Below are 17,123 nucleotides of genomic sequence, written 5' to 3' on the forward strand. Positions count from 1 at the left end.
AAATTCGAACCGAACCGTTCAGTTCGATTTGACTTAATGCGAAAACACTCACATATCAAGTCAAATCGAACCGTTCGGTTCGAAAAGTTAACAATGAGACAAAAATGTCCGAAGGTAACGAGCAATTGGCAGAAACAACGGATACACTAGATTGTCCGGGCGAGGCCCTTTCCGGCCGCCGCGCCGCCGGCGAAGATCCGGCAAAGCGCGAGCAGATCATCGAGGGCGCAAAACGTGTGTTCATGAGCGTTGGCTTCGATGCCGCCAGCATGAATGACATCACCCGGGAAGCAGGCGTTTCCAAGGGCACGATCTACGTCTACTTCCAGAACAAGGAAGACCTGTTTTCGGCGATGATCGAAAAGGAGCGGGCTCTTTTCCTGGCGGCGGTTCGCACGGTCTTGGCCGCGCACGAGGACGCCGAAACCGGCCTTTATAAATTCGGCGTCAGCTTCGTTTCGCATATGACCGACGAAAAGGTGATCACCGCGATGCGCACCGTTCTCGGCGTCCGCGATCGTATGCCGGATCTGTGCAAGCGCTTCTTCAAGGGACCGGAAAACCTGCGGTCGGTCCTGCAGGAATTCCTGGCGCATCAGGTTGATATCGGCAGTCTGAAAATCGATGATCTCGATCTGGCGGCAGGCCAGTTTCTCGATCTCTCGAGTGGCGGCTTCTTCAAGCTTCGCCTGTTCGGAACCATGGAATCCGCCCCGCCGCTGGAGGAAATCGACCGGGTGATTAGCGGCGCCGTGCGCGTTTTCATGGCTGCCTACGCAACACGGCAGACAGGAACGGCCTGACGACCGCTGACCTTGCAAACAGGAGGATGGCATCAATCGCGCAACTGCGATCAAGTGAAGCTGCCTGATCGGCGCTAAGATCATATCGGTTTGCTGCGGGAGGTTGGATGAATGCGATCGGCAAGGCGCTGTGGTTTATCGAAAGCCACTACGCCGGGGATATTTCACTGGAGGATGTTGCGGAGACGGCGGGGCTTTCCCGTTATCACCTGTCGCGTGTCTTTGGCCTGACGACGGGCTTTTCGATCAGTGGTTATATCAGGGCACGGCGTCTCAGTGCCGCAGCTCTGTCCCTTGCCGAGGGCGCAACCAGCATTCTCGCGGTCGCTCTCGATGCGGGCTACAGCTCGCATGAGGCCTTCACACGTGCCTTTCGCGACCATTTCGGCGTGACGCCGGAAGAGGTTCGCAACAGGGGGCATCTTGGCGATCTCGATCTTATGGAGCCTATCCGCATGAACACCGCACCACTTCCCAAACTCAACGAACCGCGATTCGAAACCACGCCACCCATGCTGATGGCAGGCCTGCAGCAGACCTACACTTACGGTGGCAACGCCGGCATTCCCTCGCAATGGCAACGGTTCAACGCCCATGACGGCAGTATTTCCGGACAGATCGGCAATGCTGCGTATGGGATCTGCACACAGGAAGAGGGACAGGACGGCAGCTTTCAATACATGACCGCCGTCGAGGTTCGCGGCACTGATGCATTACCCGAGGGTTTTGAAAGCCTCAAGCTTCCCGCCCAGACCTACGCGATCTTCGCGCATCGCGGCCACATTTCCGGCATCCAGGCAACCTGCCATGCGATCTTTACCGAATGGCTGCCCTCGTCCGGCTACAGCCATGCCGGGCTCCCGGACCTGATGGAGCGTTACGACGAGCGGTTCGACCCGAGAACCGGCATGGGGCTGACGGAAATCTGGCTTCCGGTGAAGAGTTAACGGTATCGCGGCCCTTTTGAGCGCCCTCTAGCGCTTGCCTTGTCGCGTTTTCCACATACATAAGGATTATCAATTAAACCCGCGCTGCCCACCGGCTGCGCGGGTTCCCGTATATGTACCTTGACCATCGAGGAAGGAACCACCGCCGATGCAGGATATTCTGCTTCTGATGCAAGATCCGACTGCCTGGATTGCCCTGATCACCCTGATTGTGATGGAAGTCGTGCTCGGCATCGACAACCTGATCTTCATTTCAATCCTGACCAACAAACTGCCGCCGGAACACCGCGAAAGGGCCCGCCGCATCGGCATCGGCCTGGCACTGGTCATGCGCCTGGCACTGCTCGGAACCGTCGCCTGGATTGTCCAGTTGACCGAACCGGTGTTTGACCTCTTCGGACATGGCTATTCCTGGAAGGACATGATTCTGATCGCCGGCGGCCTGTTCCTGGTCTGGAAGGCAACCAAGGAAATCCATCACACCGTCGATCCCGTCGATCACGAAGAGGATGCGCTTGCCAAGGCCGGCACGACCACTTTCGCTGCCGCCATCGGCCAGATCCTGGTCCTCGACCTCGTCTTCTCGATCGACAGCATCATCACGGCCGTCGGCATGACCCCGCACCTTCCGATCATGATCATTTCGGTCATCTTCGCAGTGACCGTCATGCTGGTGGCAGCCGGGCCGCTCGCCCGCTTCATCGAAAAGAACCCAACCATCGTCATGCTGGCGCTTGGCTTCCTCCTGATGATCGGCACGACGCTGATCGCCGAAGGCATGGGCTTCCATGTTCCAAAGGGCTATGTCTACGCGGCCATGGCCTTCTCGGCCCTGGTTGAGGTGCTCAACATGCTGTCGCGCCGCAAGCGGCAAAGGGACAAGGCAGCTAAGCTCTAATCGGGCTTTGGTCTGGTTTTAGATCGACGAGGGAGCGCAACCGTCCGGCTGCGCTCCCTTTTTTATACGATGGGAACGACATCAAAAAGCCCCGGGACGGGCCCCCGGGGCGATTCGACATGGCGCTTGGTGAGGATACGAGGCGGAAGGGGTAAGAAGCTCGACTGCCGTTTCGTTGGCCGCAGAAAGAAACCAGAAAAATCTCTGCGTTCTCCATCTCCCTCAAGTCCGGTTGGCACCGCCCCGCACTCCTCGGGACGAAAACGGTCCTAACCGGGTTTGGTTCCCAATTTGAAGCCTTACTTCTCGGCGAGAGCCTTCAGATTTTCGAGCCCCTTGGCAAAATCGTCGCCGATCATCGTGTCCATGTTGAAGAACAGACCCATCACCTTGGCAATCAGCGGGCTCGGCCCATCCATTGCCCAGGTCACCGTTGTGCCTTGTGCCGCAGGCGAGAGCGTGAACGTTGCGACGTTGTGACCTTCGAATGGACGGACGAAATCGAGCTTGATCTGAAGCTTGGATGACGGCGTCGCTTCGGTGATTTCCATCCGGCCGGCGCCGACATCCTTGTTACCGTCCCAATTGTATACCGCGCCCTGGCCGCTGGTCGCGCCTTCAAATGTGCGCTTCATCGCCGGGTCCTTCTTTTCGTAGGGCGACCATGCCTGCCACTGGTTGAAATCGTTGATCAGCGGAAAGATCTTTTCCGGCGGTGCATTGATAATGGCGCTGCGCTCGACATGAAATGTATCGGGTTTTGTCGCGGCAAAGACGACGGCGCCGAGCACAAGTACGACGATGACGGCAAGGATAATCAGCAGAATTTTCAGCATAGTCGGGTTCCTGTTGCGTATGGGAATAGGGCCCCTGAAGAGGCTGACGCGCACTTCAGGGGAATTTCGGTCTGATAAAATTTCAAGCGTTGGAAGCGGCTGCGATGACGTCGGCGAGCTTTTCGAGGCTCTGGCTCCAGCCTTCTTCCATGCCGTCGAGCGCAGGCAACACGGCTTCTGTCGCTCTCAGCACCTGCGCATGCAGGGTCAGAACGGTCTTGCCGTCCGTCTCGGTGAATGTCACCGTATTCAACGCTTCGAGCATCGTGACGCCGTCTTCGCTGTCATAGGTGCTGGTAAAGACCAGACGCTCGTTCTCGACGATTTCCTTGAAGGTACCGTTCGACGGATACATCTGCCCGTCCGGCCCTTTCATATGGATACGAATGACGCCGCCGGGCCTCAGATCGACCTCGCAGACGGGATTGGTAAAGTTGTGCGGACCCCACCACTGAGCCAGATGATACGGGTCGGTCCAGACCTTGTAGACCATTGCTGCCGGGGCATTGAATGTCCGCGTCAGGACAAGGTTGGCCTTGCCTGCCGGGACAACGTCAGCTCTTGCGTGCATTTCCATCTCCCTCTTGAAGTTTTTGCAGGTAGAGGTCGAGCTTGTCGAAACTCTCCTCCCAAAATTGCCGGTAGTTATCGAGCCAGGCGTTGAGGTCCTTCAACGGCCCCGCTTCCAGTTTGCAAGGGCGCCACTGCGCCTCGCGCCCACGACTGATCAGGCCGGCCTTTTCCAGCACTTTCAGATGCTTGGAAACGGCAGGCAGGCTCATTGCGAAAGGTTCGGCCAATTCATTGACCGACGCCTCGCCCAAGGCGAGCCGCGCCAGGATCGCCCGCCGCGTCGGATCGGCGAGCGCCGAAAGAGTTGTGCTGAGTTGATCCTGGGTCATTAGTATTAAACCATAAAGTTAATTAACCTGAGAGTTAAATAAATAAAATCGGATCATGTGTCAACGGTCCCTCAGAACACCGTCGCCGCCGCCGCAAACGCAGTTTTCCTTGACGCGCCCTTTTGAATATGGTCTCACGCCAGCCATACGGAATTTCCGATATTTTCCGCCGTTTCAGGCATCGATCGGGCATTTCCTTCCCTTAAAAGCATGCGCCTTCACATCCGGACGTCTCCTTTCCGGCGGAAGGCCGAAAGCACGTAAAGCACGGGCCAGGATCATGACAGACAGACCAGTCCGGGTGCGCATTGCACCTTCCCCCACCGGCGAACCCCATGTCGGCACCGCATACATTGCGTTGTTCAACTATCTCTTCGCGCAGAAGATGGGTGGCGAGTTCATCCTACGTATCGAAGACACCGACGCGACCCGTTCGACGCCGGAATTCGAAACCAAGGTGCTGGACGCGCTGAAATGGTGCGGACTGAAATGGTCGGAAGGCCCGGATATCGGCGGCCCCTACGGCCCTTACCGCCAGAGCGACCGCAAGGACACCTACCTCCCCTTCGTCGAAAAGATCGTTTCCAACGGCCACGGCTTCCGCTGCTTCTGCACGCCAGAACGGCTGGCCGAAATGCGGGAAGCGCAGCGCGCCGCCGGCAAGCCGCCGAAATATGACGGCCGGTGCCTGACGCTGTCGGCAGAGGAAGTCACGACACGCATGGATGCCGGCGAACCGACCGTCGTGCGCATGAAAATCCCGACCGAAGGCTCCTGCAAGTTCGTCGATGGCGTCTACGGCGAAGTCGATATCCCGTGGGATGCGGTCGATATGCAGGTTCTGCTGAAGGCCGACGGCATGCCGACCTATCATATGGCCAATGTCGTCGACGACCATTTGATGAAGATCAGCCATGTCGCGCGCGGCGAGGAATGGCTGTCCTCGGTGCCGAAGCATATCCTGATCTATCAGTATCTCGACCTCGAGCCGCCAGTGTTCATGCATCTTTCCCTGATGCGCAATGCCGACAAGTCGAAGCTGTCGAAGCGCAAGAACCCGACGTCGATCTCCTATTACTCGGCCCTCGGCTACTTGCCGGAAGCGCTGATGAACTTCCTCGGCCTGTTTTTCGTGCAAATTGCCGAAGGTGAGGAATTGCTGACTATGGAACAGCTGGCGGAGAAATTCGATCCGGGCAATCTTTCCAAGGCCGGCGCGATCTTCGATGTGCAGAAGCTTGACTGGCTGAATGGCCGCTGGCTGCGCGAAGGTTTGAGCGAAGACGAGTTCGCCGCCCGCGTTCTTGCCTGGGCGATGGAAAACGACCGGATCAAGCAGGGCCTCAAGCTCTCGCAGTCGCGCATCTCCAAGCTCGGCGAACTGCCGGATCTGGCAGGCTTCCTGTTCAAGTCCGACCTCGCGCTTGACGCCGCATCTTTCGCCAAGGTCAAATCGAGCCCGGAAGAACTGGTCGAGATCTTCAACACGGTCCAGCCGGACCTGGAAAAGATCCTCGAATGGAACGTCGAGGCGATCGAAGCCGAACTGCGCGCCATCGCCGATCGCATGGGCAAGAAGCTCAAGGTCATCGTCGCGCCGCTGTTCGTCGCCGTTTCCGGCTCGACCCGCTCGCTGCCGCTGTTCGACTCGATGGCCATCCTCGGCCGCTCGGTCGTGCGCCAGCGCCTGAAGGTCGCCGGCCAGGTTGCGGCCTCGATGGCTGGCAGCGGAAAATAACGCTTGCGCGGTAAACTCCCTCCCCCTTGTGGGGAGGGTTGGGGAGGGGATTTTCCTTTCAAGAAAAGAAAGAACCCCTCCCCTCCGCTGCGCTCCGACCCTCCCCACAAGGGGGAGGGTTAGACCAGGCACGCCGCACCGGCTGCGAATGACACAATTTCAAGATATGCCGCATTGATAAGGCGAGCCCTATGACCGAAAAGACCGAAACCGCCCTCTCCTCCGACGTCACCGAAGTGCGCGCCCAGAAACTGGCGTTGCTGCGCGAAAAAATCGGCGACGTCTATCCGGCGCATTTCCACCGCACCATCACCAACGCGGAGCTGGCCAGCAAATACGAAAGCCTGGAAGCGGATGTGGTGACGGACGATGTCGTCACTGTGGCGGGCCGGGTCTATTCCTCGCGCAATTCCGGCATGTTCATGGACATCCATGATGCCGGCGGCAAGATCCAGATCTTTTCCCACAAGGATACGACGCCGGAAGACGCCCGCGCGCTGCTGCCCCTGATCGATATCGGCGACATCATTGGCGTCACCGGTGTTGTCCGCCGCACAAAGCGCGGCGAGCTGTCGATCAACGCGCAAGAGATCATCATGCTGACCAAGTCGCTGCTGCCGATGCCGGAGAAGTGGCATGGCCTGTCCGACATCGAGCAGCGCTACCGCAAGCGCCATCTCGACATCATGACCAACGAGGAATCCAAGCTGCGCTTCCAGCAGCGCTCGAAGATCGTTTCCGGCATCCGCCGCTTCATGGAAGACGACGGCTTCATGGAAGTCGAAACGCCGATGCTGCACTCGGTCTATGGCGGCGCAACAGCCGAGCCCTTCAAGACGCATCACAACACGCTGAAGCTCGACATGTACCTGCGCATTGCGCCGGAACTGTTCTTGAAGCGCACGCTGGTTTCGGGTCTGTCCGACAAGGTGTTCGAGATCAACCGCAACTTCCGCAACGAAGGCGTCTCCACCCGGCACAATCCCGAATTCACCATGATGGAATGCTACTGGGCCTATGCCGACTACGAGGACATCATGGACCTCGTCGAGCGGCTTTTCTCGACACTCGCACTATCGATCCACGGCACCACCGAATTCATGTTCGGCGACAAGGAAATCTCCTTCAAGGGTCCGTTCAAGCGCGTGCCCATGCCCGATGCCGTCAAGGAAGCGACCGGCCTCGACTTCATCGCCATGAAAACCGATGAAGAAGCCCGCACCGCAGCCAAGGCTGCCGGCTTTGCAGTCGAAAAGGACTGGACCTGGGGCGAATGCCTCGCCTTCATCTTTGAAGAAAAAGTCGAGGGCACGCTGATCCAGCCGTCGCACGTGACGCATTTTCCGAAGGACATCTCGCCGTTTGCCAAGGAAGTGCCGGGCGAACCGCGCTTGGTCGAGCGTTTCGAGACCTATTGCAACGCCTGGGAACTGGGCAACGCGTTTTCGGAGCTCAACGATCCGGAAGAGCAGCGCAAGCGCATGGTCGAACAGCTGGAACAGGCCCATGCCCGCGGCGAAAAGGACAAGCAGCTGGACGACGAATTCCTCGATGCGATCGACCAGGGCATGCCGCCCGCCGGTGGCCTTGGCATCGGCGTCGATCGACTGATCATGCTCTTGACCAACGCGCCGTCGATCCGCGACATCATCCTCTTCCCGGCCCGCCGCAACAAGGCGGACTGAGATAAAACCAAGAACGCGTCATCCTGGAAACAGGATGGCGCATTCCCATGAGCTGATGGAACTTTTCCAGGTCCTGCGCGTCTATGTCGGCAGAATTTGAAAGGACCCCTCCATGCTGAAATGGGCGCTTATTTTCCTGGTTATCTCGCTGATTACCGGTTTTCTTGGTTTTTCCGGCGTTTCAGCCGCAACCGCGACGATCGCGCGTGTGCTATTTGCCATCGCCGTGATCATCTTCCTGATTTTCGTGGTTCTCGCCGTCATCGCCGGCAACGCCATCGTCTGATCGGGACGAACGATAGTATCCAAGTCCCGTCAGTGTCCCGCTGGTTTTTCCAGCGGGCTCTCGGCGCCGCTCTTTGATCCGGTAGCGCCCGGCTCTGCTGCGGCAGCGGCGGCAACCGGATCGAAACAATCCGATTTGTCGTCCATCGCCGTCAGCGTGGTCTTGACGTCCTCCGCCGAGAGGGCGATTTCGCGGCCGTAGAAGAGACCGACACTATTTGCCTTGGCGTCCGTGTAGCGGGCAACGAAGGGCGTGCTCATTCCCGGCAGCATGGACGGATCGGGCGCATACAGCACCTGGGCACCGATAGCAGCGCCGCGACGGCCGGCACGATCCGAAGGCCCGGCGGCATCGAGCACCACGACCTGATAGAGATCGGCCTGCTCTTCCTTGGCCAGCAGGCCGGCAATGCGCAACGCAGTGCGGACGCGATCGACGCCACCGGCAGATTCCGTGCTTACATACTTGCGGATCCAGCGCTGACCGTTGCGGCGCATCTTCAGCGTCTCGAGCGTGGTGCAGGCAAGCCCCGAAATTGAGGGCTTTTGCGGCCCAACCATGCCGAGAAAGGTTTCCTTGCCGGAATAGACAGCATAGGCGCCGGACGCACCCGACAGCACGAGAATGCCGGTAATGACGAACATCACCTTGCGGGGGAGACGTATCTTTTTAAAGACCGACTTCACGTGCGCTGTTCCGTCATCAGCTTCAACTCCCGGCCCCCGCCGCGCCATGCGCGGATGCAGGAACGCCCCCCGCCTTTTGATTGAGCCTCCACCCTATCGTGGCCACGTTTCGGAAAGTTTAAGCGTCCTGGCGGTTTGTTGCCGCCCAACGGCCGATTTGCCCCGATTTGAAACTTTGCTCGATTTCTGCCCGCAAATCAGTTGCTCTTGGCTGGCGCACCGCTAAAACCGGTGCTCACACCTTCCGGTTCGAAACAGGGACATATCCGACATCATGGCGCGCATTGGTATCGCAGGGGCAGGCATCATCGGGTGCGCCACCGCCGTTCACCTGATCGAACAGGGGCATGACGTGACCATTTTCGAAAAGGACATCGGCGGCCTGCCCGCATCCGTCGGCAATGCCGGCATTCTCGCCGTTCCCGAGATCGATCCGCTGGCACGCCCCGACATGCTGTTGTCGGCGCCGAAATGGCTGCTCGATCCGCTGGGACCCTTGACCCTGCGGTGGCAGGACCTGCCGGCTCTCACGCCTTGGCTCATCAATCTGCTGATGGCGGCCACGCCGGCGCGGGTGGAGCGCTCGCGGACGGCCCTGCTCGGCCTTATGCGCGAGGCTCTCGGTGCCCACGAAGACCTTGCCCGCATGGCCGGACTATCCGGGCACATGAAACCCAGTGGTGCGCTGACCATTTTCGATACTGAAAAGGCGGTCGACGCCGCGTTCCGTCATGAGAGCGGCAATGCAGCTCTGCTCGGCTATGCGGTCGAAAAACTCGATGCCGCGCAGGCACGGTCGCGGGTACCGGCTCTTGAGGGGAACTTTGCCGGTGGGGTCTTTTCCGCCGGTTACCAGACCTTTCTCGATCCACTCGCCCTGCTCCGGCATCTGCAGGCCTATGTGCGCGAACGCGGAACGGTCATCGATGCACAGGTGGAAAATGTTCGCCAGGAGACCAACGGCATCACGTTCCTGAGCCGCGGGCAATCACCCCAAACCTTCGACAAGGCGGTGATATCGGCCGGCGTCTGGTCGCGGACGCTGGTGCGCGGTCTTGGTCTCAAGGTTCTCCTGGAAAGCGAACGCGGCTACAACACCACCTTCATCAATCCACAGGTGACACTGGAATTGCCGGTCTTCTTCGCCGAACACGGCTTCGTTGCCACCCCGCTGAAAAACGCCCTTCGGGTCGGTGGCGCGGTGGAGCTGGCCAAGCCGGACGCACCAGCGAATTTCGCCCGGTCCGCCGCAATGCGCCAGAAGATGCGCCGCTATGTGCCGAGCCTGCCGGAGACCGGCGGCAGCGAATGGATGGGCCGGCGGCCGTCCACGCCGGATTCGGTGCCGGTCATCGGCCTCTGCCCGCACGATCCGCGCATCGCACTCGCCTTCGGCCACGGCCATCTCGGCCTGACGCTGTCGGCAATCACCGGAAAAAAGGTGGCAGCACTTCTGGATCATGGCGATCAACCCGATCTCCAATCCTTCAGCATTCAGCGGTTTCAGTAAGGACAAGCGACATCGGCGCGGTTGACTTTCACAGCCGGGCCGAATTCAACTCGGAAAACCGCGACAGCCTTCCATTCAACGAAAAGAACACATCATGCATAAGGTAATTTTTGATACGGACCCCGGCGTCGATGACGCGATGGCCCTGTTGTTCCTGCACAATCACCCGGATATCGACCTGATCGGCATCACCACCGTTTTCGGCAATGCCTCGATCGAGACGACGACGCGCAACGCGCTCTATCTGAAGCAGCAGTGGGATATCGCAGCTCCGGTTGCCAAGGGGCTTGGTGAGACGCTCGACCCGTCGCGGGCCCATGTCGGCTGGCCGACCTTCATCCATGGCGATGACGGTCTCGGCAATATCGGCGTTCCGGAAACGGTCGATCTCGCCTGCGATCCGCGTCCGGCCCATCGCTTCATCATCGACACCGTTCGTGCAAATCCCGGTGAAGTGACCATCGTCGCCGTTGGCCGCATGACCAATCTGGCGCTTGCGCTGCGTGACGATCCGGACATCGCGGTACTGGTCAAGGACGTCGTCATCATGGGTGGCGCGTTCGACATGCGCGGCAACATTACGCCGGCGGCCGAAGCCAATATCCATGGCGATCCGGAAGCTGCTGACGCGGTGATGACGGCCCCTTGGCCAGTCGTCGTCGTCGGTCTCGACGTCACCGAGAAAACGGTGATGACACGCAGCAGACTGGCTGCGATCGCTGCGAGCGGCGGCAAGCGGGCAAAGCTTCTGTCGGACATTTCGCAGTTCTACATCGAGTTCTACGAGCAGCATGTCGATGACGGCATGGTGGTGCATGACAGCTGCGCCTGCGTCTATGTCGTGGCGCCCCAACTCTTCACGTTGCGCAGCGGTGCGATCCGCGTCGTCTGCGGCGGCATTGCCGATGGCCAGACCATCCAGAAGGCCGACGATCACATCTTCCCGCCAAGCGATTGGGACAATCTGCCCAGCCAGAACATCTGCATCGACGTGGATGCACAGGGCGTGCTTGAGCTGATCTCAAAGACGCTGGGACAGAGCCCCGCAGCCTGAGCCGTTAAAAATTCGCTGTGATAGCTGGCAGTTGCGCAATTGCCAGCTATCTTCGTCTCCATGAAACCGGAAACGCTGCTCTACCCGACGCCCAGGGGTCTCTTTTGCGAGAAGGGCGGCTTCTATATCGATCCCGTCCAGCCCGTCGAACGGGCCTTGATCACCCATGGCCACGCCGATCATGCTCGCTCCGGCCATAGCCATGTGATGGCGACGCGCGAGACGCTCGACATCATGCGTATTCGCTATGGCGACACATTCTGCGTCAGCACGCAGGAGGCGATGCTCGGCGCACGAACCACGATCGGCGATGTCACCGTAAGCTTTCACCCGGCCGGCCATGTGCTCGGATCCGCGCAGATCGCCGTTGAAGCGGGCGGCATCCGCATCGTCGTCTCGGGCGACTACAAGCGCCGCCGCGATCCGACCTGCCTGTCTTTCGAACCTGTGCCCTGCGATGTGTTCATCACCGAGGCAACCTTCGGCCTGCCGGTGTTTCACCATCCGGACGATCGCGGCGAGATTGCCAAACTGTTGACCTCGCTCAGCCAATTCCCCGAGCGCGCCCATCTGGTCGGTGCCTATGCCCTTGGCAAGGCCCAGCGGATCATCGCCCTGATGCGTGAAGCGGGTTACGACGCGCCGATTTTCATTCACGGCGCTCTTGCCAGGCTCTGCGACTATTATGAAAGCGAGGGCATCGCACTGGGCGATCTCCGGCCCGCCACGGTTGATGCGAAAGACAAGCAATCCTTCGCCGGTGCCGTCGTCGTTGGTCCACCTTCGGCCTTTGCCGACAAATGGGCGAGACGTTTTCCCGATCCCATTCCGATCTTCGCCTCCGGCTGGATGATGGTGCGCCAGCGCGCCAAGCAACGCGGCGTCGAATTGCCGATTATCATCTCGGATCACTGCGACTGGCCGGAACTGATCGAAACGATCAACGAGATCAAGCCAGGCGAGGTCTGGGTTACGCACGGCCGTGAAGAAGCACTGGTGCGCTGGTGCGAGATGCAGGGAATCGCCGCCCGGCCGCTGCATCTGGTCGGCTACGACGACGAGGGAGAATAGCAAATGCGCGCCTTCGCGGAACTGCTCGACCGCCTGGTTCTCACCCCGCAGCGCAACGCCAAAATCAAGCTGATGGCGGATTATTTTCGCAGCGCCCCCGATCCGGACCGCGGCTATGCGCTCGCCGCCATCGCCGGCACGCTGACGCTCAAGACCGTGAAGCCGAATGTGCTGCGGCAACTGGTGCTGGAGCGGATGGATGATGTGCTGTTCCGCTATTCCTACGATTATGTCGGCGACCTTGCCGAAACCATCTCGCTGGTCTGGGAACCGCCGGCAGACAGCCAGACAACGGCCAGAGACCTGTCGCTCGGTGCCGTCATGCACCAGCTGGAAACGGCGGGGCGGGCCAATGTCCATGGCTTGGTGCGCGATCTGCTTGATCAACTGGGGGGATCGAGCCGGTTTGCCTTCCTCAAGCTCGTCACCGGCGGGCTGCGCATCGGCGTCTCGGCGCGGCTGGTGAAACAGGCCCTTGCCGATATGGGTACCGTCGATGTCACCGAGATCGAAACGCTCTGGCATGGCCTGTCGCCCCCCTATGTGTCCTTGTTCGAATGGCTGGATGGAAAAGCGCCCAAGCCGGAACTGGATATGCCCGCAGTGTTTCATGCGGTGATGCTGGCAACGCCGGTCGGCGACAATGATCTTGGTGCGCTCGATCCGAAAGACTTTGCCGCCGAATGGAAATGGGACGGCATTCGCGTCCAGCTTGCCAATCTGGCCGGCACGCGGCGGCTCTATTCTCGCAGCGGCGACGACATTTCCGGTGCCTTTCCAGACATCCTTGAAGCGGCGAATTTCGAAGGCATCATCGATGGCGAGCTTCTCGTCGGCGGCACCATGCGCACCAATCGCGCGACGCGGACATTTTCCGATCTGCAGCAGCGGCTGAACCGCAAGACGGTAACGCGGAAGATGCTGGACGACTATCCAGCCTTCATCCGTGGTTACGACCTGTTGTTTTCCGGTGACCGGGATATGCGCCCGGATAACTTCCTGACCCGGCGCGCCGCGCTTTCCGCCCTGATCGAAACGGCCGCCCCCTCGCATTTCGATCTCTCGCCGCTCGTCCCCTTTTCAACCTGGGAAGAACTTGACCGCCTGCGCAAAGACCCACCGGATCCGGTGATCGAAGGGATCATGCTGAAACGTCTGGATTCGCCCTATACATCAGGGCGCTCAAAGGGTCCTTGGTTCAAATGGAAGCGTGAGCCCTATAATGTCGATGCGGTGCTGATGTATGCCCAACGCGGTCACGGCAAACGATCGAGCTACTATTCCGACTTCACCTTCGGGGTCTGGACAACGAGCGATGGCAAGGACGTCCTGGTCCCTGTCGGCAAGGCCTATTTCGGCTTTACCGACGCGGAGCTTGAAGTTCTGGATCGCTACGTGCGCAACAACACCGTGGAGCGTTTCGGCCCGGTGCGCTCTATCCGGGCGGAAGCCGATCACGGTTTCGTCGTCGAGGTCGCGTTCGAGGGCATCAACTTTTCCAGCCGGCACAAATCCGGCGTTGCCATGCGCTTTCCGCGCATCTCGCGGCTGCGAACGGACAAACTGCCGCGCGATGCCGACCGGCTGGAGACGCTGCTTGCAATGATCGCGGCGCCTGAAAGCAATTTGCCGGAGCCGGCGGAACCAATCTAGAAAACAGTTGTTAAGGAGGCATCCGAGTGGAGGAGAAAGTCTATGCCTGCAAAATCCCAAGCCCAGCAAAAAGCCGCCGGCGCGGCACTATCCGCTAAACGCGGAGAGACTAAAAAATCCGAACTCAAAGGCGCTTCGAAGAGCATGGAAAAATCCATGTCGGAAAAAGAGCTGCAGGAGTTTGCGGAAACGGACCGCAAGACGCTGCCGAAAAAGAAGAAAGCCGAATAAAGCACTAGAATTGACGGGGCGCTCAAGCACATCTTGTTAAGACGCGCTTGCGACAATCTCATCCAATTGCTGTCGGTAGTGAACAGCTTTGGAGATCATGTGTTTTCCGGACTGTCGAATGCGCTCAGAAGATCAACAATAGTTCGGTTTCTCAAGCCGAACTACATACCTACCTATGTTGCACTGATGGTGGTGATTGCAGCGGGCCTGTTTGCCGAGCAGCAAAACAGCGCGGTTCATGCAGCGAGGATGCGGGCGGCGGTGATCGCCGAGCTTAATCCGATCCGCTCGAAGCTCGAGGCCAACATCAACGGTGACATTCAGCTGGTGCGTGGATTAATCGCTACGATCTCCACGGAACCGGGCATGAACCAGAAACGGTTCTCCGATCTGGCCCGCAACATTTTCAATGAGCGTTCCAGGCTGCGCAATATTGCAGCGGCGCCCAATCTCATCGTCTCCCTCGTCTACCCGCTCGATGGAAATGAGAAGGTTCTGGGCCTCGACTACCGCAAGAACAGCAATCAGCGCGCCGTAGCACTCAAGGTTCGTGAGCTTGGCAAAATGGTCTTGGCTGGCCCCCTGGATCTTATCCAGGGTGGTCAGGGCCTGGTGGGACGCTTTCCCGTATCGCTTCCCGACGGGGGCGAGTCCAACCGGTTCTGGGGTCTCGTCTCCGCAGTCATCGATGTCGATCGGCTGTACCAGGATAGCGGACTTCTCTCGCCCAAGCTCGATATCGACGTGGCGATTTCCGGCCGCGATGGTTTGGGCGAAGACGGCGCATTGTTTTATGGAGACAGCGGCGTCAAGGCAGCCGATCCTGTCGAGGTGAGCCTCTTCCTACCGGGTGGATCCTGGGTGATCAGCGCAGTGCCGAAGGGCGGCTGGGTCGCCACCCCGCCGAACGCCGGGCTGATCCGCACGCTGGTCCTCATCGGCGGCCTTTTCATCCTTGTGCCGATGTTCATCAGCGGGCGGCTGATCGAGGAGCGCAAACGCAATATCCAGGTTCTCGAGAGCAACAAGGACCAGCTCCAGGAACTGTCTCATCGGCTGAAGATCGCACTTGACGCCTCGCAGATCGGCATCTGGGAACTCGACATTGCCTCGGGCAAGCTTCTGTGGGACGACCGTATGAAGGAATTGTACGGCCTGCGGCAGAATGCGAGAGAAGTCTATGAGGATTGGCGCGACGCGCTGCACCCGGACGATCTGCAGCAAGCCGAACAGGAATTCGGCAATGCGCTGCGGCATGGGGCGAGCTACGTCTCGCACTTCCGCATCCGGCTCCCCGGCAGCCGCGTCCGGCACATCCGCGCGGTTGGCTCGACATATATCGGTGCGGGCGGCAATGAGAAGATCGTCGGCGTCAACTGGGACGTAACCGCCGATGTCGAAAAGAACGAGCGGCTTGAAGCCGCCAAAGGGCAGGCCGAAGCGCACAGTGCCGAATTGGAGGCAGCACGGCACAGAATGGAATTCAATGCCCTGCACGATCCGTTGACCGCGCTGCCCAACCGGCGGTACCTCGACGAGATTCTTGCGAAAAAACACCCGGGCGGCATAAAGTCGGGCCTCGCCAGCATCTTCCATATCGATCTCGACCGGTTCAAGGAAATCAACGACACGCTCGGCCATGCGGCAGGCGACGAAATCCTCCGGCATGCCGCCCAGATTCTTCGCGCCAACACCAGCGATGACGACTTCGTTGGCCGCATCGGCGGAGATGAGTTCGTCATCATCTCACGCAAGGGCGAGATCGAGGGCTGTGAAACAGCGCTCGCGCAACGCATCATCGACGCAATGAGTATCCCGGTCCGGTACAAGGAACAGGAATGCCGCATCGGCGTCAGCATCGGCATTGCTCATCAGGCAAGGCAGGAAGAGGATCTCTGCCAGGTTCTGGTCAATTCCGACATTGCGCTTTATGAAGCCAAGCGCCGCGGCCGCAACCGCTACGAATTCTTCACGCACTCCCTGAAGACCGCTGTTTTCAAGACGAAGCAGACAGCAGACGAAATCCTGCGGGGGCTCGAACAGAACGAGTTCATCGCCTATTTCCAGCCGCAGTTCTGCCCCACGACCCTCGATATCATCGGCGTCGAAGCCCTGGCGCGCTGGGATCATCCGACCAAGGGACTGCTGGCGCCGCACGCGTTCTTGAAGACGGCCGAAGACATCAACGTGCTTTCGGAGATCGACCAGCGGATCCTTGAACAAGCACTGTTCCAGTCGATGCGATGGGAGGCAAGCGGGATCAATATCCCGAAAGTATCCGTCAATCTCTCCTATCACCGCCTGCACGATGAAAAACTGATCGATCGCCTCAATCAGATGGCCATTCCGCGCGGCAAAATCTCGTTCGAATTGCTGGAATCGATCTCGTTCGATGAAAGCGACATGACCGTGCTTTCCAATATCGAGCAGATTAAAAACCTCGGCATCGATATCGAAATCGACGACTTCGGTACCGGATATGCCTCCATCGTCAGCCTTTTAAAACTCACCCCGCGCCGCCTCAAGATCGACAGGCAGCTGGTGATCCCGATCCTGACTTCCACCAAACAGCGCCAGCTGGTTGCCTCGATTATCGACATCGGCATATCGCTCGGCATCGAAGTTATCGCCGAGGGCGTCGAAACCATGGAACATGCCCGTATTTTGAAGGATCTGGGTTGTCACGGACTGCAAGGCTATGCGTTTGCCAGACCCATGAGCGCGACAGACCTTGCAAACTTTGCCCGCGAACGCCGATGGCTGGCGGCCTGATCCAAGCGAGCTCCGTGCCGCATCACATTGTGCGCGACGACGTCAGGCCCG

The 17,123-nt window shown here is 59.3% G+C and carries 16 protein-coding genes; 12 read left to right on the top strand and 4 right to left on the bottom strand.

The window, feature by feature from the left end; translation table 11 throughout:
* Nucleotides 1-104 precede the first annotated feature (104 nt).
* From ACP7BS_RS20600 to ACP7BS_RS20610, 3 genes are all read left to right on the top strand, one after another.
* Complete coding sequence (locus tag ACP7BS_RS20600) at nt 105-803, top strand: TetR/AcrR family transcriptional regulator (RefSeq protein WP_426239617.1); 699 nt, start codon at nt 105-107, stop codon at nt 801-803.
* Between the two features lie 107 nt (nt 804-910).
* Nucleotides 911-1,750 (top strand): AraC family transcriptional regulator, encoded by an 840-nt coding sequence (locus ACP7BS_RS20605; protein WP_426239618.1) that lies wholly within the window; start codon nt 911-913, stop codon nt 1,748-1,750.
* Nucleotides 1,751-1,898: 148 nt separating this feature from the next.
* Nucleotides 1,899-2,648: a TerC family protein gene (locus ACP7BS_RS20610; protein ID WP_426239619.1), complete on the top strand. Its 750-nt coding sequence runs from the start codon at nt 1,899-1,901 to the stop codon at nt 2,646-2,648.
* A gap of 299 nt (nt 2,649-2,947) precedes the next feature.
* Here the strand turns inward: ACP7BS_RS20610 and ACP7BS_RS20615 are convergent, their stop codons facing one another.
* The 3 genes from ACP7BS_RS20615 to ACP7BS_RS20625 form a co-directional block, all read right to left on the bottom strand.
* A complete protein-coding gene (locus tag ACP7BS_RS20615) occupies nt 2,948-3,484 on the bottom strand; it encodes an SRPBCC family protein (protein WP_426239620.1) in 537 nt (178 codons plus the stop codon).
* A gap of 82 nt (nt 3,485-3,566) precedes the next feature.
* A complete protein-coding gene (locus ACP7BS_RS20620) occupies nt 3,567-4,055 on the bottom strand; it encodes an SRPBCC family protein (protein ID WP_426239621.1) in 489 nt (162 codons plus the stop codon).
* A complete protein-coding gene (locus ACP7BS_RS20625) occupies nt 4,039-4,386 on the bottom strand; it encodes an ArsR/SmtB family transcription factor (RefSeq protein WP_426239622.1) in 348 nt (115 codons plus the stop codon). The genes ACP7BS_RS20620 and ACP7BS_RS20625 overlap by 17 nt, the downstream gene beginning before the upstream one ends.
* A gap of 280 nt (nt 4,387-4,666) precedes the next feature.
* Between ACP7BS_RS20625 and gltX the strand changes: the two genes are divergently transcribed.
* The 3 genes from gltX to ACP7BS_RS20640 all read left to right on the top strand — a co-directional run bounded on the left by gltX (nt 4,667) and on the right by ACP7BS_RS20640 (nt 8,095).
* Nucleotides 4,667-6,124 (top strand): glutamate--tRNA ligase, encoded by a 1,458-nt coding sequence (gene gltX, locus ACP7BS_RS20630; RefSeq protein WP_426239623.1) that lies wholly within the window; start codon nt 4,667-4,669, stop codon nt 6,122-6,124.
* A 191-nt stretch (nt 6,125-6,315) separates the two neighbouring features.
* Nucleotides 6,316-7,809 (top strand): lysine--tRNA ligase, encoded by a 1,494-nt coding sequence (gene lysS, locus ACP7BS_RS20635; RefSeq protein WP_426239624.1) that lies wholly within the window; start codon nt 6,316-6,318, stop codon nt 7,807-7,809.
* Between the two features lie 112 nt (nt 7,810-7,921).
* Entirely contained in the window at nt 7,922-8,095 is a 174-nt protein-coding gene (locus ACP7BS_RS20640; RefSeq protein WP_037100293.1) for a DUF1328 domain-containing protein, read from the top strand.
* 29 nt (nt 8,096-8,124) lie between these two features.
* Here ACP7BS_RS20640 and ACP7BS_RS20645 read toward each other — a convergent pair whose 3' ends face one another.
* Nucleotides 8,125-8,781 (bottom strand): hypothetical protein, encoded by a 657-nt coding sequence (locus ACP7BS_RS20645; RefSeq protein ID WP_426239625.1) that lies wholly within the window; start codon nt 8,779-8,781, stop codon nt 8,125-8,127.
* Between the two features lie 274 nt (nt 8,782-9,055).
* Between ACP7BS_RS20645 and ACP7BS_RS20650 the strand changes: the two genes are divergently transcribed.
* The 6 genes from ACP7BS_RS20650 (at nt 9,056) to ACP7BS_RS20675 (ending at nt 17,072) form a co-directional block, all read left to right on the top strand.
* On the top strand, nt 9,056-10,291 hold the full coding sequence (locus ACP7BS_RS20650) for an NAD(P)/FAD-dependent oxidoreductase (protein ID WP_426239626.1): 1,236 nt from the start codon (nt 9,056-9,058) through the stop codon (nt 10,289-10,291).
* Nucleotides 10,292-10,385: 94 nt separating this feature from the next.
* Nucleotides 10,386-11,345: a nucleoside hydrolase gene (locus ACP7BS_RS20655; protein ID WP_426239627.1), complete on the top strand. Its 960-nt coding sequence runs from the start codon at nt 10,386-10,388 to the stop codon at nt 11,343-11,345.
* A 60-nt stretch (nt 11,346-11,405) separates the two neighbouring features.
* Nucleotides 11,406-12,416 (top strand): ligase-associated DNA damage response exonuclease, encoded by a 1,011-nt coding sequence (locus ACP7BS_RS20660; protein WP_426239705.1) that lies wholly within the window; start codon nt 11,406-11,408, stop codon nt 12,414-12,416.
* A gap of 3 nt (nt 12,417-12,419) precedes the next feature.
* A complete protein-coding gene (locus ACP7BS_RS20665; RefSeq protein WP_426239628.1) occupies nt 12,420-14,069 on the top strand; it encodes a cisplatin damage response ATP-dependent DNA ligase in 1,650 nt (549 codons plus the stop codon).
* Nucleotides 14,070-14,111: 42 nt separating this feature from the next.
* Nucleotides 14,112-14,300 carry a DUF3008 family protein gene (locus ACP7BS_RS20670; RefSeq protein WP_426239629.1) on the top strand — a complete coding sequence of 63 codons (189 nt, stop codon included), beginning with the start codon at nt 14,112-14,114 and terminating at the stop codon, nt 14,298-14,300.
* A 186-nt stretch (nt 14,301-14,486) separates the two neighbouring features.
* Nucleotides 14,487-17,072 carry a bifunctional diguanylate cyclase/phosphodiesterase gene (locus ACP7BS_RS20675; protein WP_426239706.1) on the top strand — a complete coding sequence of 862 codons (2,586 nt, stop codon included), beginning with the start codon at nt 14,487-14,489 and terminating at the stop codon, nt 17,070-17,072.
* Nucleotides 17,073-17,123 lie beyond the last annotated feature (51 nt).

The sequence above is a fragment of the Pararhizobium sp. DWP1-1-3 genome, assembly GCF_049896125.1.
Taxonomy (GTDB): domain Bacteria; phylum Pseudomonadota; class Alphaproteobacteria; order Rhizobiales; family Rhizobiaceae; genus Pararhizobium.